At 62.8% G+C, this 23,113-nt stretch carries 14 protein-coding genes; all 14 read left to right on the forward strand.

Annotated features, from left to right (window positions below):
• The first annotated feature begins 3 nt into the window (after window positions 1-3).
• The 14 genes from recF (at window position 4) to LPW11_RS08395 (ending at window position 23,104) form a co-directional block, all read left to right on the forward strand.
• Window positions 4-1,098 carry a DNA replication/repair protein RecF gene (gene recF, locus LPW11_RS08330; protein WP_230997663.1) on the forward strand — a complete coding sequence of 365 codons (1,095 nt, stop codon included), beginning with the start codon at window positions 4-6 and terminating at the stop codon, window positions 1,096-1,098.
• 32 nt (window positions 1,099-1,130) lie between these two features.
• Window positions 1,131-3,548, forward strand: coding sequence for a DNA topoisomerase (ATP-hydrolyzing) subunit B (gene gyrB / locus LPW11_RS08335; protein ID WP_230997664.1), 2,418 nt, complete (start codon window positions 1,131-1,133; stop codon window positions 3,546-3,548).
• A gap of 279 nt (window positions 3,549-3,827) precedes the next feature.
• The gene (locus tag LPW11_RS08340) at window positions 3,828-4,232 is read left to right on the forward strand and encodes a Fur family transcriptional regulator (protein ID WP_230997665.1); all 405 of its coding nucleotides are present in this window, start codon (window positions 3,828-3,830) and stop codon (window positions 4,230-4,232) included.
• 98 nt (window positions 4,233-4,330) lie between these two features.
• Window positions 4,331-6,529 carry a catalase/peroxidase HPI gene (gene katG, locus LPW11_RS08345; RefSeq protein ID WP_230997666.1) on the forward strand — a complete coding sequence of 733 codons (2,199 nt, stop codon included), beginning with the start codon at window positions 4,331-4,333 and terminating at the stop codon, window positions 6,527-6,529.
• A gap of 504 nt (window positions 6,530-7,033) precedes the next feature.
• Window positions 7,034-9,532 (forward strand): DNA gyrase subunit A, encoded by a 2,499-nt coding sequence (gyrA, locus tag LPW11_RS08350; protein WP_230997667.1) that lies wholly within the window; start codon window positions 7,034-7,036, stop codon window positions 9,530-9,532.
• Between the two features lie 21 nt (window positions 9,533-9,553).
• Window positions 9,554-11,065, forward strand: a complete 1,512-nt coding sequence (locus tag LPW11_RS08355; RefSeq protein WP_230997668.1) for a HEAT repeat domain-containing protein — start codon at window positions 9,554-9,556, stop codon at window positions 11,063-11,065.
• A gap of 138 nt (window positions 11,066-11,203) precedes the next feature.
• Window positions 11,204-12,211, forward strand: a complete 1,008-nt coding sequence (locus LPW11_RS08360; protein ID WP_230997669.1) for an NAD(P)H-dependent glycerol-3-phosphate dehydrogenase — start codon at window positions 11,204-11,206, stop codon at window positions 12,209-12,211.
• A gap of 203 nt (window positions 12,212-12,414) precedes the next feature.
• Complete coding sequence (locus LPW11_RS08365; RefSeq protein WP_230997670.1) at window positions 12,415-14,721, forward strand: ATP-binding protein; 2,307 nt, start codon at window positions 12,415-12,417, stop codon at window positions 14,719-14,721.
• Window positions 14,651-16,186, forward strand: coding sequence for a hybrid sensor histidine kinase/response regulator (locus tag LPW11_RS08370; RefSeq protein WP_230997671.1), 1,536 nt, complete (start codon window positions 14,651-14,653; stop codon window positions 16,184-16,186). Before LPW11_RS08365 ends, LPW11_RS08370 begins: the two co-directional genes overlap by 71 nt.
• Window positions 16,187-16,481: 295 nt before the next feature.
• On the forward strand, window positions 16,482-17,537 hold the full coding sequence (locus LPW11_RS08375; RefSeq protein WP_230997672.1) for an ATP-binding protein: 1,056 nt from the start codon (window positions 16,482-16,484) through the stop codon (window positions 17,535-17,537).
• Window positions 17,538-17,585: 48 nt separating this feature from the next.
• Entirely contained in the window at window positions 17,586-19,727 is a 2,142-nt protein-coding gene (locus LPW11_RS08380) for a hybrid sensor histidine kinase/response regulator (RefSeq protein ID WP_230997673.1), read from the forward strand.
• A gap of 361 nt (window positions 19,728-20,088) precedes the next feature.
• A complete protein-coding gene (locus tag LPW11_RS08385; RefSeq protein WP_230997674.1) occupies window positions 20,089-21,012 on the forward strand; it encodes an ABC transporter ATP-binding protein in 924 nt (307 codons plus the stop codon).
• 36 nt (window positions 21,013-21,048) lie between these two features.
• Complete coding sequence (locus LPW11_RS08390) at window positions 21,049-21,804, forward strand: ABC transporter permease (protein ID WP_230998263.1); 756 nt, start codon at window positions 21,049-21,051, stop codon at window positions 21,802-21,804.
• 220 nt (window positions 21,805-22,024) lie between these two features.
• Window positions 22,025-23,104: a radical SAM/SPASM domain-containing protein gene (locus tag LPW11_RS08395; RefSeq protein WP_230997675.1), complete on the forward strand. Its 1,080-nt coding sequence runs from the start codon at window positions 22,025-22,027 to the stop codon at window positions 23,102-23,104.
• Window positions 23,105-23,113: the final 9 nt, after the last annotated feature.

The raw sequence follows: 23,113 nt of genomic DNA on the forward strand, positions 1-23,113 counted from the left end.
CGGATGAGATTACTAGGACTAAGAGTTAGCTCCTTTCGCAACCTGAAAAACCTTGAACTGACGCCGGGCGCGCGGTTCAACGTCTTCTACGGAAACAACGGTCAGGGCAAGACCAACCTGCTGGAGTCGATCTATCTCCTCTCCACCATGAAGTCCTTCAAGCTGGCCAGGAACGCGGAACTCATCACGTTCGGGGCGGACTTTTCCCTCATCCGTGGGGTCGTAGAGAAGGACTGCGTCAAGAGGGACATCTCCCTCCTTCTGGAAAAACAGGGGAAAAAGGGGAAGGTCGACGGGAAAATCGCAACCCGCATGGACGATTTCTTCGGGAACCTGAACGTGGTGGTCTTCACCCCCGAGGAAATCTCCATGGTCCGGGGGGCTCCGGAGCTGCGGCGCCGCTATCTGGACCGGGCCGTCTTCACCGGCGACCTCGGCTACCTCGCCCTCTTCCACGACTATTCCAAGATCCTCAAGAACCGCAACGCATTGCTAAAGCGCGGGGAACTCTCGGGTCTCGACGTGTGGAGCGAGCAGCTGGCGCACGCGGCGGCAGGAGTGGTTGCCCGGCGTGTGGCGTATCTGGAGGAGATGCAGGGGCTTTTGCAGTTCTTCTACAAGCAGATCTCCGGAAACGACGAGGAGGTGGTGCTCTCCTACCGCCTGAACCTCATGGAGCGGGAGGCGTACCTCGCCGACCCGGAGGAGACGCTCCTAAAAACGCTGAAGGCGCACGCCGCCGAGGAAAAGAGGCGGGGGACGACTGTTGCGGGACCGCACCGCGACGACATCTACTTCGCGCTCGACGGGCGGCCGGTGCGCCACTTCGGTTCGCAGGGGCAGCAAAGGAGCTTTGTGCTGGCGCTGAAGATGGCGGAGATCGAGTACCTGCACAGGCGCTTCGGCGCGCCGCCGGTGCTCCTTCTGGACGACATGACGAGCGAGCTGGACCGGGAGCGCAACGCGAACCTGATGGAGTTTCTCAAAAACAGGGAGATGCAGGTCTTTATCACCACCACCGCCCTGCAAAACGTCCCCTTCGAGGAGGGGGCACAGCACCGGGCGTTCCAGATTAGAGAGGGAAGGATTCTTCACTAGAGGTACAGGTACGGATGACAATTGAGGCAGCGATGAACAGAGAAGAACAAAGCGATTACGGTGCAGACAAGATCAAGGTTCTGGAGGGGCTGTCGGCGGTCCGCAAGAGGCCGGCGATGTACATCGGCTCCACCGCCTCCCAGGGACTGCACCATCTGGTCTACGAAGTGGTGGACAACTCCATAGACGAGGCGCTCGCCGGCTACTGCGACGACATCACCGTCACCATCCACCTGGACGGCTCCGTCACGGTCGTGGATAACGGCCGCGGCATCCCGACCGACATGCACCCCACGGAGGGGAAATCGGCCGCGGAGGTAGTCCTCACTGTCCTTCATGCCGGGGGGAAGTTCGACAACAGCTCCTACAAGGTCTCCGGCGGCCTGCACGGCGTGGGGATCTCCGTGGTGAACGCGCTCTCGCGCCAGCTGCACCTGGAAATCCGCCGCAACGGGAAGATCTACAACCAGAGCTACGAGAGAGGGGTGCCGCTGGCACCGCTCGCCGAGAGCGGCGAGACGAAGAAGCGCGGCACCAAGGTCACCTTCTTCCCCGACGGCGAGATCTTCGAGACGGTGGAGTTCTCCTTCGACGTCCTTTCCCAGCGTCTGCGCGAGCTCGCCTTCCTGAACGCCGGTGTGCGCATCAAGATCTACGACGAGCGCTCCGAGAAGGGGCACGAGTTCTTCTACGAGGGGGGTATCCGCTCCTTCGTGGAGTTCCTGAACAAGAACAAGAACGTCATCAACTCCGATCCGATCTACTTCCGCGGCGAGCGCGGCGGTGTGGAGATCGAAGTGGCGATGCAGTACAACGACTCCTACGACGAGAAGATCTTCTCCTTTGCCAACAACATCAACACCCATGAGGGTGGTACCCACCTCGTCGGCTTCAAGGCGGCGCTGACGCGCACCATGAACAACTACGCGAACGCCAACAACCTCCTGAAAAACGTGAAGGTGGCGATCTCCGGCGACGACCTGCGCGAGGGGCTCACTTCCGTCATCTCCGTGAAGATCCCGCAGCCGCAGTTCGAGGGGCAGACGAAGACGAAGCTTGGGAACTCCGAAGTGAAGGGGTACGTAGAGACCCTCATGAACGAAAAGCTCGCCATGTACCTGGAGGAGAACCCCCAGATGGCGAAGCGCATCCTCGAGAAGTCGATCGATGCGGCCCGCGCCCGCGAGGCGGCGAGAAAAGCGCGCGACCTGACGCGCCGCAAGGGGGCGCTGGAGATCGGCACCCTCCCCGGAAAGCTCGCCGACTGCCAGGAGAAGGACCCTGCGCTCTGCGAACTCTTCCTCGTCGAGGGTGACTCCGCAGGTGGCTCGGCGAAGCAGGGGCGTGACCGCAAGTACCAGGCGATCCTCCCCTTGAAGGGAAAGATCCTGAACGTCGAGAAGGCGCGCTTCGACAAGATGCTCACCTCCCAGGAGATCCGCACCCTGATCTCCGCGCTCGGCACCGGGATCGGGAAAGGGGACTTCGACATCGCGAAGCTTCGCTACCACCGCATCATCATCATGACCGATGCGGACGTCGACGGCTCCCACATCCTCACCCTTCTTCTGACCTTCTTCTTCCGTCAGATGATGGAGCTCATCGAGCGCGGCTACCTCTACATCGCGCAGCCGCCGCTGTACAAGATCAAGCGCGGCAAGCGCGAGCAATACCTGAAAAACGAAGCGGCGCTGCAGAGCTACCTCCTCGAGGAGGGGACCGACGAGATGGTGCTGAAGCTCGGCGCCGACGAGCGCGTCTACCGCGGGAAGCAGATCATCCCCATCCTTCGCCAGTTCATCGACCACAACGCCCTCTTCGACAAGGTGGTGAAAAAGGGGATCAACGACCAGCTCCTGAACGTCCTCCTGAAGTGCAACGTACGCAAGGGGATCGAGGAGCTCTCCGACCTCGTGGCACAGCTCCCGAAGGTGAAGGAGTGCTTCCCCGAGGTCGATTACGAGGACCAGACCGCCCAGGCCGGCGCCATCGTCTTCTCCTTCGGTAACCTGCGCGTGCGCGCCGACAACCAGACGGTCGACCTCATCAACTCCTACGACTACGGCCTCCTTGCCGACAGTTACAACCGCGTCTCCGGGACTTTCGGCAGCAGCACCGCCTACGTCTCCCAACGGAAGGAGACCGAAGGGGGCGCCGGCGAGGAGAAGCTCCTCCTCACCACGGAGCGCCAGGAGGAGGTCGTCGCCTTCTTCCTGGAGACCGCGAAGAAGGGTCTGTACATCCAGCGCTACAAAGGCCTCGGAGAGATGAACCCGGAGCAGCTCTGGGAGACCACCATGCACCAGGAAAACCGGGTGCTTCTGCAGGTGAAGATCGAGGATGCGGTCGCTGCCGAAGAGATCTTCACCGTCCTCATGGGTGACCAGGTCGAGCCGCGCCGCAACTTCATCGAGCAGAACGCGCTCAACGTCTCGAACCTGGATATCTAGCACCGTCCGTCGTCGCTGCTGTCTGGAAATGCCGCTCCTGGAAAATTCTCAGGGGCGGCATTTTCGTTTTGGGCAAGCCTCCCCAGCGCAATGACCCTCTGCAGCAAAAAACCCCGCCGTGGCTCCAGAAGTAGCTGGAATCAGGGCGGGGTTTTGCATTTGTATGCCTTCATGGCGTCTTGACAGTAAGCTTAGCCCCGGTATCATTTTTTTCTATTAATAGGAACCAGTACGAATTAGGGGGGCACCATCGAATCTGACGAGATCAAAAAGAGGATCGTGCAGGCGCTTCGGGATGAGGGGCTGAAACTGACTCCGCAGCGCCTTCTGATCATCGATCTTCTCGCCGGGGGGGAAAACCATCCCAGCGCCTGCACCCTCCTTGAGACAGCAAAGGAAAAGGTGCCGAAAATAAGCGCCTCGACGGTCTATTACACCTTGAACCTGCTCAAGGGTCTCGGGCTTATCAAGGAACTCGATTTCTACGACAGGGACAACCGTTACGAGCCGAATACGGCAGACCATCTCAACCTCATTTGCCTGGGGTGCGGCAAAATCGAAGACTTTCAGGAAGGGGTGCCTGCAGCAGTCGAAGCGATTGAAGAGCGGACAGGATTCAGGGCCCATCAGAAGCGACTCGAATACTACGGTTACTGCAGGGATTGCCTGGGGAAGGAAGGTTGAAATCTTCTTTTTGCGCTTCCAATAGGGGAGGGCTCTGATCGGGTACAGCGCAAATGATCCAGGAGAGGGAATTCCAAGAGCACGGGAGGTAAGCGTATATGGACACGGTAACAGTAACGGCCGGACCGAGCGTACCCATTGTCACTGCTGGCACCTCAAACCGCGACTGGTGGCCCAACCAGTTGAACCTCAAGATTCTCCACCAGAACTCTCCCCTGAGCAATCCGCTGGGGGAGGAGTTCAACTATGCCGAGGAGTTCAAGAAACTCGACCTGGGGGGCGTAAAGAACGACCTCTATGCGCTGATGACTGAATCGAAGGAGTGGTGGCCGGCGGACTGGGGGCACTACGGGCCGCTCTTTATCCGGATGGCGTGGCACAGCGCAGGCACCTACCGTACGGGGGACGGCCGCGGGGGGGCAGGGGGAGGTACCCAGCGCTTCGCGCCGCTGAACAGTTGGCCGGACAACGTCAATCTCGATAAGGCGCGCCGGCTTTTGTGGCCTATAAAGCAGAAATACGGCGCCGCTATCTCCTGGGCCGATCTCATGATCCTTGCCGGCAACTGCGCCCTGGAGTCGATGGGGTTCAAGACCTTCGGCTTCGGCGGCGGACGCGAGGACGTGTGGGAGCCGCAAGAGGACATCCACTGGGGGACCGAGAAAGAGTGGCTTGGCGACAAGCGCTACTCCGGCGAGCGCGACCTGGAGAATCCCCTCGCCGCCGTACAGATGGGGCTGATCTACGTGAACCCCGAAGGTCCGAACGGCAACCCCGATCCGGTCGCCTCCGGCCGCGACGTGCGGGAGACCTTCGGGCGCATGGCGATGAACGACGCAGAGACGGTCGCACTCATCGCGGGTGGACACACTTTCGGGAAATGTCATGGCGCGGGCCCCGCGTCGCATGTAGGACCTGAACCGGAAGCCGCTGCCATCGAGGAGATGGGGCTCGGCTGGAAGTGCAGCCTGGGGAGCGGCTGCGGCTGCAACACCATCGGCAGCGGCATCGAGGGGGCCTGGAAGCCGAACCCGACCAAGTGGGACATGGGGTACCTGAAGATGCTTTTCAAGTACGAGTGGGAACTGGTCAAGAGCCCGGCCGGCGCGCACCAGTGGCTGGCCAAGGATGTGGCCGAAGAGGACATGATAGTTGACGCCCACGACCCCACGAAGAAGCACCGGCCGATGATGACTACCGCTGACCTCTCCCTTCGCTTCGACCCTGTCTACGAGCCGATAGCGCGGCGCTACCAGCAGAACCCGGAGGAATTCGCCGACGCCTTCGCCAGGGCATGGTTCAAGCTGACCCATCGCGACATGGGGCCCCGCTCGCGCTACCTCGGTCCGGAGGTCCCGGCGGAGGACCTGATCTGGCAAGACCCGGTGCCGGCAGTCGATCACCAGCTCATCGACCACAGCGACACCGCTCACCTCAAGGAGAAGATCCTGGCCTCGGGGCTCTCCATCTCCGATCTGGTCTCCACTGCGTGGGCTTCGGCAGCCACCTTCCGCGGCTCCGACAAGCGCGGCGGGGCCAATGGTGCGCGCATCCGCCTTGCGCCGCAGAAGGATTGGGAAGTTAACCAGCCGGCCCGGCTGAAGGGTGTGCTTGCGGCCCTTGAGGCAGTCCAGAAAGAGTTCAACGGCGAGCAGTCCGGAGGAAAGCGGGTTTCGCTGGCAGACCTGATCGTCCTCGGTGGGTGCGCTGCGGTCGAGCAGGCCGCGAAAAACGCAGGCTCCCCGGTAACCGTTCCGTTCACCCCGGGACGCACCGATGCCACGCCGGAGCAAACGGACGTGGCGTCATTCGCGGTCCTCGAGCCGGCTGCGGACGGATTCCGCAACTACCAGAAAAAGAAGTACGCCATATCGGCGGAGGAACTGCTGGTGGATCGGGCTCAGCAGCTCAAGTTGACCGCACCGGAGATGACGGTCCTCGTGGGGGGGATGCGCGTCTTGAACGCCAACTTCGGTCAGTCGCAGCACGGTGTCTTCACGAAGCGGTCGGAGTCGCTCACCAACGACTTCTTCGTGAACCTGCTGGACATGAGCACCGTGTGGAAGCCGACGGAGGCAGACAAGGACCTGTTCGAGGGGCGCGACCTCGTCACCGGCGAGCTCAAGTGGACCGGCACCCGTGTGGACCTCATCTTTGGCTCCAACTCCCAGCTCCGGGCACTGGCCGAGGTCTACGGGTGTTGCGAGAGTTCCCGGAAAAAGTTCGTGCACGATTTCGTGGCGGCCTGGAACAAGGTGATGATGGCAGATCGCTTTGACCTGCCTGATCGCAGCTAGGCAGGCGTTTTCCCACGGACAGGGCGCAAACGAAGGGTGCCGTGGTGCGACATCAACAGCAACGGAAGGTCCGGTAGGCGAGTGGGGGCCCTTAGCTCCCTGCGCTGCCGGACCTTTTTTCGTGGTGGAGCGGCTTCATGGCCCGCTCACCTCTTCCCCCCTTTACTGGCAGGGTGCCCGCCAGACCTCCCACCGCGGCTTCATCCGCTGAAAGATCCCCCTGCCTAGACCCCGCAGCATCACTGCCGCCGTCGTATGAGCGGCACCATCGTCGAGCCCACGCGCTTCACGAGCGCCGACGCGTGTGCCGTGGGAAAGGGGTTTTAATCTTCGGCTAACTATGTTACTCTCAGCAGCCGCCCAGAGACCGGTCTCTTGCCGGTGGGCTTAGAATTTGCACACAGCGGCGGCCCAGAAGTTGGGTGAGCTTGACTCCTGCTTTGGCCCCTGTCCCTCCCCCGCAAGGGCGGAGGGGAGTTTGAAATCTGATTGAAGAGGACTTTAATGCTAGATCAGCACAACAAGGTTGCCGTCAACATCGAAGATGAGATGAAGCGCTCCTACATGGATTACGCCATGAGCGTAATCGTGGGGCGTGCTCTGCCGGACGTACGTGACGGCCTGAAGCCGGTGCACCGGCGCTGCCTGTTCGCCATGTACGACATGAGCAACGACTGGAACAAGCCGTACAAGAAGTCGGCCCGCGTCGTCGGCGACGTCATCGGTAAGTACCACCCGCACGGCGATTCCGCAGTCTACGACACCATCGTCCGCATGGCGCAGGACTTCTCGCTGCGCTACCCGCTGGTCGACGGCCAGGGGAACTTCGGCTCCATAGACGGCGACAGCCCCGCTGCAATGCGTTACACCGAGATCAGGATGGAGCAGCTCGCCCACGAGCTTCTCGCCGACATCGAGAAGGAAACGGTCGAGCACGGGCCGAACTACGACGACTCGCTCCTCGAGCCGCTCGTCCTCCCCTCCAAGTTCCCGAACCTCCTGGTGAACGGCTCCTCCGGCATCGCGGTCGGCATGGCCACCAACATCCCGCCGCACAACCTCGCCGAGGTGATCGACGGCATCGTCGCGGTGATCCAGAACCCGGAGCTCTCCTTCGAGGAGCTCATGGAGCTCGTCCCGGGCCCCGACTTCCCGACCGGCGGTTACATCTACGGGCGCGAGGGGATCGTCTCCGCCTACAGGACCGGGCGCGGCGTCATCCAGATGCGCGCAAAGGTCGTCATCGAGACGCAGAAGAAGACCGAGCGCCAGTCGATCGTTGTCACTGAGATCCCCTACCAGGTCAACAAGGCGCGCCTCGTGGAGAAGATCGCCGAGCTCGTGAAGGAGAAGAAGATCGAGGGGATTTCCGACCTGCGCGACGAGAGCGACCGCGAGGGGATGCGCATCGTCATCGAACTGAAAAGGGACGAGAACCCGACGATCATCCTGAACCACCTGTACAAGCAGACCCAGATGCAGTCCTCCTTCGGGATCATCATGCTGGCGATCGTGCACAACCGGCCGCGCATCCTCGCTCTCAGGGACACCATCGACTTCTTCATCGAGCACAGGAAGGAGATGGTCATCAGGCGCACCATCTTCGACCTGAAGAAGGCCGAGGCGCGGGCGCACATCCTGGAAGGTCTGAAGATCGCGCTGGACAATCTCGACGAGGTCATCGCCCTCATCAAGGCGTCGGCCTCCACACCGGAGGCGCGCGTCGCCCTCATGTCGCGCTTCGGTCTCTCCGAGATCCAGGCGCAGGCGATCCTCGACATGAGGCTGCACCGCCTCACCGGCCTCGAGCGTGAGAAGATCCTCGAGGAACTGCGCGAGGTGCTCGCCTACATCGAGCGCCTGAAAGAGATCCTCGCCTCCGAGGCGGAGGTCCTGAAGATCATCGTGGGGGAGCTCACCGAGCTGAAGGAGAAGTTCGGCGACAGGCGCCGCTCCGAGATCGTGCAGCAGACCGCCGACATCTCGCTGGAGGACACCATCGTCGAGGAAGACATGGTCGTCACCATCTCCCACACCGGCTACATAAAGCGCAACGCGGTGACGCTCTACCGCGCCCAGCGCCGCGGCGGGAAGGGTAAGACCGGGATGAAGACGAAGGAAGAGGATTTCGTGGAGCAGCTCTTCATCGCCTCCACGAAGGACTACCTCATGTTCTTCACCGACGCCGGGAAGGTGTACTGGCTGAAGGTGTACGAGATCCCGGAGGCGGGGCGCGCGGCGCGCGGGAAGGCGATCGTGAACCTCCTGAACCTGGCGGCGAACGAGAAGATCACCACCATCCTCCCGGTAAAGGAGTTCGTGGACGACCGCTACATCATGATGGCCACCCGCCAGGGTGTGGTGAAAAAGACGAACCTCATGGAGTACTCCCACCCGAGGGTCGGCGGTATCATCGCCGTCAACCTGGACGACGAGGACAAGCTCATCTCCGTCGCGCTCACCGACGGGCGCCAGGACGTGCTGCTCGCCTCCAGAAACGGCAAGTCGATCCGCTTCAAGGAAGAGGACGTGCGCTCCATGGGACGCGTCTCCCGCGGCGTGCGCGGCATGACGCTGGAGGATGACGACGTCGTCATCGGGATGGCGATCATCAACGAAAACTTCAGCGACTCGACCCTCTTCACCGTCACCGAGAAGGGGTACGGCAAGCGCACCGAGATCGGCGAGTACCGCACCCAGACCCGCGGCGGCAAGGGTGTCATCACCATCAAGACGACGGAGCGAAACGGCTGCGTGGTGGACATAAAGCAGGTCTCCGACGACAACGACCTCATGCTCATCACGGACCAGGGGAAAATCCTCAGGGTGCAGGTCGCCGGCTTCTCCATTATCGGCAGGAACACCCAGGGTGTGCGCCTCATGGTCATGGAGGAAGGGGAGCGCATCGTCGCGGTGGCCCGTCTCGCCGAGAAAGAGGAAGAGAGCGAGCAGGAAGAGGGGCTCGAGGTGGTGGATGCCCCGGCCGCCGAAGAAGAGGAGTAGCAAGGCGCGGGGAACGAGGCGATGCAGCCAAGGGAAAAGATAGACCGGACCCTCGTGGCACGCCAGGCGGTGCAGGAGATCGTGCACCGGGTGCGGGACGAAGCTGTGACACTCCAGGAACTGGAGGAGATCGGTACGCGCCTGAAGGTGGCGGGGGTGTTCGCCCTGAACACCCTCCTGCGGGCTTTGGGGAAGGAGGAAGATCCCGAGCTCATCTCCCGCTACGCCTATCTCCTCGACTTCTTCGAGGAAGAGGAGTGGCTCTCCCCGCTGATAGGGATAGCGCTCAGGCGCAGGGAACTGCCGGAGCAGGGTAGGGTGGCGCTTCTCACGGCGCTGCAGGAGTACGGCGTCGACGTGGACGCACCCCCCTTCAGCTCGCTCCTGCCGGTCCATCACCGGCCGGGGGCGCAGCATGGGGCCGAGGGGAATGCCGAGGCAGATGACGATGTCATAGTCACCTTCCTGGACGATTTCCTGGGGTACTCCACGGAAGTGCAGCTCGGCGCGATCCGGGAGCTCTCGCGCTCGCAAGAGCCGTGGGTGGTACGCCTTCTGGAGGCACTGCTCTGGCACGAAGACTCTTCCGTCGTGCAGGGGGCGCTGGAGGGGCTGGGGAGGGTGAGACTGCAGGGGGCGGCCGACGCCGTCGCCGACTTTCTCAGCGAGTGCGACCCTGCCTTTGCGCCGCTGGCGCAGCACGCCTTGCGCCGGCTTTCCTTCCAGGGGCTCGTCCCGCAGGAGCGTTGCGCGCCCCTTCCATTTCACCAGGGATACGTCAGCGCCCCGGACGGGGACGGCTACCGCTCCCTCCTGATCTCCCGCTGGGACGGGGAGGAGAGTCTCGCGGCTCTCTGCATGCAGGTGCACGAGAGGCGGGGGCTTCTGGCGGCCTGGGGAGGCGAAGGGCTCGACGTCTCGGCCTTCGAGGAAGAGGTGGACGGCTTCGGCGAGCAGGAAGAGCTGTACCGCGTGGAGCCGGAGTATGTGGTGGCGCTGGTACGGGACGCCCTGTACTGGAGCAGGGATCTCTCCTGGCTCCCGGCCGACTTCTACCTCAGGCGGCGCATTTTCAGCGGGGTCGACCTCACACCCGCCCCCTTTCGCGCGGCGGTGGAGGATTACCGGCTTAGCCGCGGCCTGACCTATTTCGAGGGGGAGAGGATCTCCGGGGAACTCCTGGAGGATCCTTTCTGCGCCGGGTGGCTCATGCTGCAGCGCCGCGTCTACGAGGTAGCGGGGCGCTGCCGGCAGGGGGAGAGCGAGGAGGAAGTACTCGCAGCCCTCTGCGCGGAGCTCATCGCACCGCAGGTGGGGCTCGTCGCCGCGCGGCTCGTTGCCGTCGCCGATCTCATGAGGGAGTGCGGCAGGGAGCGCTCCACGGTTCTCCAGGTCCTTGGGCTCGCCCGGAGCCTGCAGTCGTACCCGCTCCCCTACCACCTGCACCCCTTTCTGCGCCGGCTCGCTTCGGAAAGCCTGCGGGTAGCTGCCCGGGCGCTGCAGGAGGGGGAGTGCCCGGCGACGGCGGGGTGATCGCGATCGGGGCGAGCCATTGCGGGTTCCGGCAGCTTGCCGGGAAGCGGCTTATCCCGGCCTACATTGCTACATTGCACAACGAACGAGGAAGAACATTTTTTGCCGGCTTTGGATGAACGGATAGGGGAGGGGATCATGGCGGACAAGATAGCGGTAGTCGGTGCCGGAAGCTGGGGGACGACCTTGGCAAACCTGCTGGCCAAGAAGGGGCACGACGTGACCCTCTGGGGGCACGAGCCGGAACTGGTACGCGAGATGCGCGAGACGCGGGAGAACAGCGTCTACCTCCCAGGGATCACCCTCTCCCCGAATCTCGCCTTTACCAACTCCTTCGAGGAGGTGTACGCCGGGTGCCGCATGGTGCTCTGTGTCGTCCCCTCGCAGCTGGTGCGCACCGTCATGGGAAAATCGGTCCCCTTGATCCCGCGCGACAGCATCGTGGTGAGCGCATCGAAGGGGATCGAGGTCGACACCCTCGCCACCGTCTCGGAGATCTACCAGGAGATTCTCCCTCCCGAGCAGTACGCCCGCTTCAGCGCAATCTCGGGACCGAGCTTTGCGCGGGAGGTGGCGCAGGAGATGCCGACGGCAGTTGCCGCCGCCTCCGAGTCTGAGGAGACCGCCTGCCAGGTCCAGGAGGCCTTCACCACGAACTACTTCCGGGTCTATCGCAACTCCGACGTGACCGGTGTGGAGCTCGGGGGGGCGGTGAAAAACGTCATCGCCATCGCCGCGGGGATCTCCGACGGGCTCGGCTTCGGCTACAACACGAGGGCGGCGCTCATCACCCGCGGCCTTGCCGAAATAGCCCGCCTCGGCATCGCCATGGGGGCGCAGCCGGCGACCTTTGCCGGGCTTGCCGGGATGGGGGACCTCGTCCTTACCTGCACCGGCGACCTTTCCAGGAATCGCACCGTGGGGGTTCAGCTCGGGCAGGGGAGGACCCTCTCCGAGATCCTTGGGGAGATGCGCATGGTAGCCGAAGGGGTGAAGACGACGGAGTCGACCTACAACCTGTCAAAAAAGCTCGGCGTCGACATGCCGATCACCCACAAGATGTACGAGATCCTTTACGAGGACAAGCCGGCGCGCGACGCGGTCATCGAGCTCATGACCCGCGACCTGAAGGCGGAAGGGATCTAATTAACCATTGCTGCTTTCGTTGTGGTAGAATCGTGTGACCCCGCGCGGTTACTGCGGTTTCGGTGCACCGAACCGAGGGCCATCCTCCACACGGAGGAAGGAAGGCTTGACCGACAAAAGTGACAGCTCTGACACATGGACCACGTCGGGACCGTGACCGCGTGGAGGCGCCGGCGCGGCGAGCCGATATCAAGGGATAGGTCATGCACCCACGTTTTGGCATACGAACAAAACTGCTCCTGTCCATCCTCGCCATCCTCCTTACCTCCTACTCTACCCTCATCTACTCCACCATGAAGACCCTCTCGGCCACGATCCGCGCCGAGATCGATCGCAACCTCGAGACGAACCTCAAGTTTGCCCGCAGCCAGTACCTGGACCGCGCCCTCATTGCGAAGCACACCCTGATGAACCCGGTAACCGCGCCGAACGTCCAGGAGGACCTGAAGCACGGCCGCTACGCAGTTTTCTCCGAGCGGGTGGCCCGCTGGCACACCCTGCTCCCCTTCATGGACGTCGTCCTCCTCCTCGACGGGCACAAGCGTGTCGTGGCGGGTGCGGCGATGGAAGGGGGGGCGTCGGTGCCGTACGTGGTGGATCAGGCGATCACCTCCAGAAAGCCGGTCGTCTCCACGGAGATCGTCTCCGACTCCTTTCTTTGTAACTCCGGCGCCTCGGACTTTTGCCGCGGCAAGAGAGGGAAAGGGGAGGAACTGGCGGTGCTGGTGGCGCTGCCGGTGGTCGCCGCCGACGGCGAGGTGGTGGGGTGCGTCCTTACCGCCGAGGTCTTGGACGGCAACGACAACCTTCCGGCCCAGGTGAAGGGGAGCGAGGTCGACTGCTTCATCACCCAGCGCGACCTGCGGGTCGCCAGCAGCCTGAACGAGGAGAAGGCGGGGACCCTCTCGCCGCAGGTCCTGGACGTGCTGGAGCGCGGGGAGCAGTTCCGCGGTGAGCTGAAGGTAGGGGGGCGCATGTACGAGACCGCCATCGACCCCCTCATGAACAGCAGGGGGGACTTCGTCGGGTCGATCGCCGTGGCGGTCTCCACCGAGCGCTTCAAGGCGATGCGCCGTGAGAACCTGGCGAACATCTTCGCCTCCGCCTCCCTGGGGATTCTCTGCTGCTTCGCCATCGCCTTTCTCGCCAGCCGCAAGCTCACCGGGCACCTGCGCCAGCTCGCCAGAGGGGTGAAGAGGATCGAGGAAGGGGACCTGGACCAGCGGGTGGAGGAACATTACGGTGACGAGGTAGGGATCCTGGCGAGCTCCTTCAACAGGATGGCGGAGGCGCTGAAGGAACGGGACCGGATCATCAGGCTGAAGACCTCCGATCTTGAGGAGCTGAACGGGCAGCTGGAGAAGAAGGTTGCCGAGCGCACCTCCGCCCTCACCATGGAGATGGGGAGGCTGGAGGCGGTGCTGACCGGGATGGCGGAAGGCGTGGTGGTGACGGACAAGGTGAACCGCGTCATTCTCTTCAACCCTGCCGCCCAGCAGCTCTTCGAGCTCGTGCCGTACCGGGTGCTCGGGCAGGGGATCGAGCAGGTGTGCGCCATGGGAGGGCTCGGCGCACTCGCGGCGGTGATCGCTGAGGTCGCGGCAACAGTCGGCGGGGAGCGGCGCAAGGAGGAGCTGGAGGTGAAGGGGAAGCGCCTGCACGTCTTCATCTCCTCCCTTGCGGACGAAATGGGGAAGTTTGCCGGCCTCGTCATGTCCATCAGGGACGTCACCGTGGAGCAGGAGGTGGACCGGATGAAGACCGATTTCATCTCCACCGTCTCTCACGAGCTGAAGACGCCGCTCACCTCCATGAAGGGATCGCTCCAGCTTCTTCTGAACCGCGGCAAGTGGCTCACCGAGACGGAAAGGCAGCTCCTCTCGGTGTGCTTTCGCAACACCCAGCGCCTGATTCGCCTGATCAGCGAGATCCTGGACATCTCCGGGATCGAGTCCGGCGGCATGGCGTTCAACTTCCGCCCTGTCTCCATAGCGGAGGTGGCGGTGTACGCCATCGAGGAGATAAAGAGCCTCGCCATGGGACGGGGGATCTCCATCGTGAACTCGGTCGGTGAGCACCTGCCGAAGGTGTACGGCGACAGCGACAGGCTGATCCAGGTCGTCACCAACCTCCTCTCCAACGCGGTGAAGTTCTCCCCGGAGGGGAAGGTCGTCATGGTTTCCGCCCAGCAGGAGGGGAACTACGTGACGGTGTCGGTGGCCGATCGCGGCCAGGCGATAGAGTGGGCCGACCGGGACAAGCTTTTCAAGAAGTTTCAGCAGATAGAGAGCGCGGAGCGTGGCAAGAGCGGTGGGACCGGGCTTGGTCTTGCCATCTGCAAGGAGATAGTGGAGCGTCACCACGGGCGGATCTACTACACGGCGCCAAAGGAGCAGGGAAACGTCTTCAGCTTCACGGTGCCGATCATAGGGGAGGGGCATGGAAAAGGACAGGATTCTGATAGTGGACGACGAGCCGGACATAGCCCTGATCCTCAAGCTACAGCTTGAGGATGCCGGGTTCGACACGTTGTGGGCCCGCGACGGCGTCGAGGCGCTCGAAGCCCTCGCTGCGCACCCCTTCTCCCTGATCATGCTGGACATAAAGATGCCCCGCATGGACGGAATGGAAGTGCTGGACCGGATCCAGGGTGGGGAAATCCCCGTCGTCATGATGACCGCGCACGGCAGCGAGGACATCGCGGTCGACGCCATGAAAAAGGGTGCGGTCGACTACATCTCCAAGCCGTTTTCCGACGACGACCTGCTCCAGAAGGTGAAGCGCGCCCTGGCGCAGGACCGGACCAGGAAGGAGAACGCCCGCCTCTCCCGCCAGCTCGAAGAGGAGCGGCTGAAGATGCAGGCGGTGCTGAACGGCATGGCAGATCTTCTCCTGGCTGTGGACACGGAAGGGCGCATCATCACCACCAGCCGCCGCGCCGAGCTTATCCTCGGTGACGGTGCACAGCTCCAGGGGAAGAGGCTGGCGGAGGTGGTGAAGGCGGAGATCCCCGGCGGCGAGCTCCCCAGCGTCTGCGTGCTGCGGACCGGCGAGCCGTGCCTCGACGTTGCCTACACGATCGTCACCGGCTCCCGCGAGGTGCCGGTTCTCTCCAGCGCGGCGCCCCTGTTAAACGGCGAAGGGGAGCTCGTGGGGAGCGTGGAGATGATAAGGGACATCTCTAAGCTGAAGGAGCTGGAGCAGGAGAAGGAAGACTTCGTGAGCATGCTCACCCACGACCTGAAGTCCCCGATAACGGCGGTGGTAGGCTCCATCGATCTCGTGCGCGAGCGAAAGCTCGGGCCGATCAACGAGGAGCAGCGCGAGTATCTCAATGCGGCGGTGGAGAGCTGCGAGGAGATGGTGGAGATGATCGACACCCTCCTCGGGGTGCACAAGTTCGAGGCGGGAAAGATGCGGCTCTACTTCAGGCACGAGGACGCCGACGCCCTCATCAAGAGAAGCCTCGCCAAGTTCCAGACCCTCGCCCAGCGCGGCGGTATTACCCTCTCCTTTGACGCCTCGCCGGGGGTGCCGCAGATCTCCGTGGACCGCAGCGCCTTCAGCCGTATCCTCGGGAACCTCCTCTCCAACGCGGTGAAGTTCACTCCGGAAGGGGGGGAGATAGTGGTACGGCTCGACACCGTTGCCGATGCCTCGGCACTGGCGTCGGTCATCCCCCCCCAGAGCTACCCGGCGTGGGAGCTGCCGCGCGGCGGCCCCTTCGTACGAATCACCGTGCGGGATACGGGGGTAGGCATCCCGCAGGAAGCGCTCGGCACCATCTTCGACCGTTTCGTGCAGGCAAAGAACAGGCGCCTCGGAAAGACGCGCGGCACCGGGCTCGGGCTCGCCTTCTGCCGCAAGGCGATAGACGCGCACCACGGATTCATCTGGGCCGAGAGCGAGCCGGGGAAGGGGAGCCTCTTCACCATCCTCTTCCCGGCCGTACTGGAGGAAGAAGAGGACGGGTAGGGGGGGCTAAGCCGCCGGAAGCACACCTCCTTCACGTTTCAGGGGGAGGACGGGATGCGGTTCGACGCGCTTTGCATGTACGGCCGGAATAAGCGATAGCGTTTCCGGCATTCGCTGCTGCCGCGCCTGCGGGTGGACTGCCGGGAACGCGCCGCTTATCCCGGCCTACATGGACAGAAACGGCAGCCTCCATCACAATTGCAGTGAACTTCCGGCACACCGGCAAGAGGCGTTGACGTAGCATGCGAAGCTTGATTACCTTTTCTGGAACGGTCCTTCGGGACGGGGAGGGTGAGTGGCACCACGGCATGACGAGGAAACATACCGGACGCTTTTCGAACTGAGTCCTCAGCCGATGTGGGTCTGCGAGGTGGAAACGCGCAAGCTCGTGGCCGTCAATGAGGCGGCGCTTGCCATGTACGGCTACACCAGGCGCGAGTTCCTCGACCTTTCGGTGCGGCAGATCGTGCGGGAGGGGAGTACCGCGCAGGGGTGGGAACGCCATCTGCGCAGGGACGAGACCCTTTTCCTCGTGCGCACGGAACGAAAAGAGCTCGACTTCGGCGGGGCGCGGGCGCAGCTCGTGCTTCTTCTCGACTCCGTGCAGAAGGTAAGCGAGGAACCGGCGGAGCAGATCGCGGAGCTCGAGCGGCAACTCTCGGAGTGCCGGACGCGGCTTGAGGCATCGAACAAGGAGCTGGAGACCTTCAGCTACTCCGTCTCCCACGACCTGCGCGCGCCGCTGAGGCACATCGATGGCTTCAGCAAGGCGCTCCTGGACGATTACGGCGACAAGCTCGACGAGGAGGGGAAGGAGTACCTGGGACGGATTTGCCAGGCGACGCAGAAGATGGGGCAGCTCATCGACGATGTGCTGAAGATGGCGCGCGTCACCAGGGCGGAGCTCGACAGGCAGAACGTGAACCTGAGCGTCGTCGCACAGGTCATCGCGCTGGAAATGAAGCACGCCGACCCCGCCCGGCAGGTGGAATTCCACATAGAGAAGGGGCTCACCGCCCATGCCGACCCGCGGCTGACCCGGCTCCTCCTGGAGAACCTCCTCGGAAACGCCTGGAAGTTCACCGGGAAGAGGGAGGATGCGCTTATCGAGTTCGGCGCCACCGAAGGGGAGGGGGAGACCGTGTACTTCGTGCGCGACAACGGGGCCGGCTTCGACATGGCGTATGCCGGGAAGCTCTTCTCCCTCTTCCAGAGGCTGCACCGGGCGGACGAATTCGAAGGGAGCGGCGTAGGTCTTGCGGTGGCGCACCGGATCGTGCGCAGGCACGGCGGGAGGATCTGGGGGGAAGGGAGCCCCGGCTCCGGCGCCACCTTCTATTTCACGCTGTAGCGGAGTAGGATAAAGAAGGCCAGAAAGAGCGGAATAGCGAAGGTCCACATGTCCAAGCCTCTCAAATTGCTGTTGATCGAAGACTCCGAGGAGGATTGCCTCCTCCTTTTGCGCCAGCTCTCGCGCGGCGGGTACGCGCCGGTGCACAAGAGGGTGGAGACGGAGAAGGACATGCGGCTCGCCCTGGCGGAGGAGGAGTGGGACTTCATCATCTCCGACTACAAGATGCCCTCCTTCGACGCGCCGGGTGCGCTGCAGGTGCTGCACGATCATGGCGGCGATATCCCCTTCGTCATCGTCTCCGGAAAGATCGGCGAAGATCTCGCGGTAGCGGCGCTGAAGGCGGGTGCTAACGACTACCTCATGAAGGGGAACCTCGCGCGCCTCGTGCCGGTCGTGGAGCGGGAGCTGCGCGACGCGGAGGACCGCAGGAATCATCGCACCGTCGAGGAGGCGGTGCGCCGCGGCAAGGCGGAGTGGGAGGCCGTCTTCGATGCGGTCTCCGACATGGTCATCATCACCGATTCGGATGGGCGGATCACGCGCTGCAACGGCAGGGTGAACACCTACTTCCCCCTCGGCTACAAGGCTCTGATAGGGCAGCAGATCGACGAGATCTTCTTCGGCTCCGACGAGCTGGAGCGCCGCGTCTTCCGCTTCATCCACAGCGCGCAGGGGGAGGTCGACGAGGACATCCGGTTTCCGAAGCTGAACGGGTGGTTCAACGTCGCGAGCTACCCGATGCGCTTCTCCGGGGACCGCACCGGGATCGTCTTCATCATCAAGGACATCACCAAGAGAAAAGAGGTGGAGGAGGAGAAAAGGACCAGCGACCGCGAGCTCCTCACCCTGTACGCCGTGGCCTTCCGGCTGCAGTACGCGCAGGGGGTGGAGAAGATCATGGGGGACCTCCTCTTCCAGCTGCACAACATGCTCCAGGTGGAGTTCTCCTGCATCCACCTCCTCGACAGGGGAAACCTGAAGCTGCGCGCCTCCCTCGGGATCTCCCGCTCCTTTGAGAAGGCGATGGAGGTACTTCCGAAGGGGACGAAGTACCATGCTTCCGTCATGGGTGGAAAACCGTTCCGCGGCGACAATCCCGACGACACCTTCCCGCCGAAGGCGCTGGAGGCGGCTCAGGAGATGGGGCTGCGTTCGTGGTCCGCCATCCCCATAAAACTCGTCAACGAGGTCATGGGGGTGATGACCGTCGCCACCCGTTCGGAGAGGAGCTACACCGAGCGCGACGTCTTTCTCCTTTCCTCCATCTCAGGGCAGCTGGCGGTCCTCATCGAGAACCACAACCTGTACAACTCCATGAAGGAAAAGGCGGAGGAGCTGCACCGGAGCAAGGAGGAGCTGAGGGAAAACCTGGAAAAGGTGGAGATGGCGAACCGCGAGCTCGGCCGCCTGAACACGGTGAAGAACAACTTCATCGGGATGGCCTCCCACGAGCTGAAGACCCCGATCACCTCCATCCTCGGCGGCGTGGAGTTTCTCCTGAAGTACGCCGACATCAAGATGACCCCGGAGCAGCGCACGATCTTCACCTCCGTGTACGAGGGGACCGTGCAGCTGCGCAGGCTGGTGGAGGACCTCCTTTCCATCTCCAGAATAGAGGCGCACGGGCCGAACCTGCACAAGAAGGAAGTGCCCCTCATGCGGCTGTGCCGGGAGGTGCACGACATGCTCCTGCTCCCCCTCTCGGAGCGGCAGATCCGGGTGCACATCGCTGCGGACGAGACGCTCGTGCCGGTGGACGAGGCGCTGGCGCAGCTTGCCATCAGAAACCTCATGGAGAACGCGGTGAAGTTCACCCCCGACGGCGGCGAGGTCCGTCTCTCCGGAAAGGTGCTGAAGAAGCGGTCCCTGTCCCGGCTGGAGGAGGAGCTGCGTCCCTTCTACACGGAGATGCCGGCGGCGTTACGGTGGGCAAAGGAGTTCTTCGTGCTGGAGGTGCAGGACACCGGGATCGGCATTCCGGTGGAGGAGCGGGTGCGCATCTTCGACAAGTTCTACGGGGTAGGGGACATCGCGCACCACTCCTCGGGGAACACCGCCTTCATGTCGAAAGGGACCGGCCTCGGCCTCTCCATCGTGAGAGGGATCATGGACGTCCACGAAGGCGCCGTCTGGGTCACCGGCGACAACAAGGGGAGCCTCTTCTCGCTCCTTTTCCCGGTGAAGTAGCGCGCGATCAGCTACTCGGGGACTGGCTCCTTTGTTAAAAGGTGCCTGTCCCCCTCCTGATGTGGTGTCAGCGCCTCCATGTAGGCCGGGATAAGCCGGCAGGCGTTCCCGGCAGTCCACCACAGACGGAGCCGCGCAGCAGCGAAATGCCGTGATGTGGTGTCAGCGCGGTCCAGGGTAGAGATGGGGTGATGTAGGCCGGGATAAGCCGGCAGGCGTTCCCGGCGGTCCACCACAGACGGAGCCGCGCAGCAGCGAAATGCCGGAAACGCTACCGCTTATTCCGGCCTACAACGGCTACGACGGCCTTATTCTCGTGTCTCGACAGAAAACAGGTGGTTGTCCAGAGGCTTTGCACGCTATGCCGCAGGCAATCAAGATAGACCAGGTCACCAAGAGCTACGGCGGTTTCAAGGCCGTCGACACCTTCTCTCTGGAGGTGGAGAGGGGCACCGTCTTCGGACTTCTCGGCCCGAACGGCGCGGGGAAAACCACCCTCATAAAGATCCTCACCACCCTCATGCGCCCCACCTCCGGCGACGCCTACGTCCAGGGGTTCAGCGTCCTCTCCGCCGCGAAGGAGGTGCGCCGCCTGATCGGCGTCGTCCCCCAGGAGAACAACCTCGACCGCTACCTCACCGCGCGGGAGAACCTGATCCTGCACGGCAGGATGCACGGCCTCTCCCCGTCCCAGTACAATCCCCGCATCGACGAGCTCCTGGAGTTGACCGGCCTCGCCGGCCGCCAGCACGACTTTCCCGACACCTTTTCCGGCGGGATGCAGCGACGGCTCGTGGTGGCGCGCGCCATGGTGCACGAGCCGCAGGTCCTCTTCCTGGACGAGCCAACGACGGGACTCGATCCGCAGTCCAGAAGGATGCTCTGGGAGCACATCCGCTCCCTGCGCCGGCGCATGACCGTCTTTCTCACCACCCACTACATGGACGAGGCGGACACGCTCTGCGACCGGATAGTCATCATGGACCACGGCACCGCGCTCGTCGACGGGACCGCCGCGCAGCTGAAGGAAACCTTCTCCCAGATGCACATATACGAGCTGGAGTTTCGCACCAACGGTGACGGCTACGAGGCGCTCCTCTCCGCGCTCCCCTTCGTCACCTCCGTGGAGAGAAAGGGGGCGCAGTACCAGCTCACCCTTTCAGGTGAGGAGTCGCTGAAGCCGCTCCTCGATATCGTGGGTGCCGACCTGAAGAGGATCCACTTCCGCGAGCCGTCCCTGGAGGACGTCTTTATCGGGCTTACCGGGGAGAAGGTGAGAGAGTAATGTAGAAGTACAGGAATGAAGAAGCGGGGTACGACAGTGTTGAAAGGGGCCTTTTCAATCTGGGGCAGGGACATGCTGGTACTGAGGAGGAGCATCTTCTCCGAGCTCCTCTCCGTCGTCGCCTACCCCCTCACCCTCTATCTCGCCTTCGGCTTCGGGTTGCGCGGCTACATCGCCGACGTCGAGGGTATTCCCTATCCGCTCTTCATAGCGCCGGGGCTCATCACCATGACCGCGGTGAACGCCGCCTTCGACGAGAGCTCCTGGAGCATGTGGTTTCACCGCAAGGTGCAGCGCACGATAGAGGAGTACCGGGTGACTCCGGTCACCGTGTACGACATCGTGATCGGAAAGATCTTCTCCGGCTTCTCGCAGGGCGCCATCAAGGGGGCGGTGGTCTTCCTGGTGATCCTCGTTTTGACCCCTTTCCGCATCGAGTACGCCCACCTCCCCCTCTACATCCTCTGCCTGGCGCTCGCCTCCATGACCTTCTCCTGCCTCGGTACGATCTGCGGCACCACCATCGACAAGCCGGAGAACATCGGGCGGGTGTCGTCGGTGATCATCGTCCCCCTCATCTTCATGGCGGGGATCTTCTTCCCCCTCTCCTCGTATCCCCCCTCGATCCTCCCCTTCATACGGCTCCTCCCCACGACCGCCGTTTTCGAGGGGGCGAGGGACGCTCTCCTGAAAGGGGAGATCGCGCCGGAGTACCTCGTAAACCTCGTCGTCACGGCCGCCCTTTCCTTTGCACTGGCTGTATTTACCTTCAACCGGAAAATGTCGGAGTAGGCGATTGTTCTTGAGTTTTCCGCCCTTTTCATTTAGGATTTCGCTCGTTAACCTTTCCCCTGGAGACGGATTTGGCCCCATTCAAGCGGGTACAGGTCCGAACCTGTCGAACACAAGTCGCTAGGCAGATCGAGATTTGGTGCAATTTCCATCCTTTGCATGCGCCGTTCAGCCCCCTGCTGCTTGAAACGCAACCGATCCAGGCCATACGGGAGATACCATGGCTGAAGAGTTTGTACCGAAATGGCTCGCCTGGGAGACCACCCAGCGTTGCAACCTGAAGTGCGTCCACTGCCGTTGCTCCTCGGAATTGACTTCGTCCGAAGGGGATTTCACTACTGAAGAGGGGAAAAAGCTGCTGAAGGATATCGCCGACTTTTCGAAGCCGGTGGTGGTCCTTTCCGGCGGAGAGCCCCTCATGCGCCCCGACATCTTCGAGCTCGCCGCCTACGGCACCTCGCTCGGGCTGCGGATGTGCATGGCCACCAACGGCGCGCTCGTCACCGACGAGGTGTGCCAGAAGATGAAAGAGGCCGACATCAAGATGGTCTCCCTCTCCCTCGACGGCTCCTGCCCCGAGGTGCACGACGACTTCCGTCAGTGCCCCGGCGCCTTCGAAGGGGTGGTGCGCGCCGCCAACCTGTTCAAGAAGCACGGCCAGAAGTTCCTGATCAACTCCTCCTTCACCAAGAGAAACCAGCACGACATCGCCAACACCTTCAAGGTGGCGAAGTCCCTCGGCGCCACCGCATGGTACATGTTCATGATCGTACCGACCGGCCGCGGCGAGGAGATCATGAACGAGCTCATCTCCAAGGAAGATTACGAGGAGATCCTCGACTGGCACTACCACCAGGAGAAGATGGAGGACGAGATCCTCATGCGCCCGACCTGCGCGCCGCACTACTACCGCATCGTGCCGCAGAAGGCGAAGTCGGAAGGGGAGAAGTTCGAGCGCCGCTCCCTTACCTTCTCCACCGGCGGCGGGAAGGGGTGCATCGCGGCGCAGACGATCTGCCTCATCGACTGCTTCGGCAACGTGAAACCGTGCTCCTACTTCCACCGCACCGCGGGTAACGTGAAGACGACCCCCTTCAGGGAGATCTGGGAAAACTCGGAGATCTTCAACGACCTGCGCGATTTCAAGAGCTACAAGGGGAAATGCGGTCAGTGCGAGTACCTGAACGTCTGCGGCGGGTGCCGCGCCCGCGCCGATGCGGTGCACGGCGACTACATGGAAGAAGAACCGTTCTGCAACTACGTCCCGATCAAGATGCAGCGGGAGCAGAACAAGGGGTAGCGGAGGGTC

The organism is Geomonas sp. RF6, assembly GCF_021044625.1.
Taxonomy (GTDB): domain Bacteria; phylum Desulfobacterota; class Desulfuromonadia; order Geobacterales; family Geobacteraceae; genus RF6.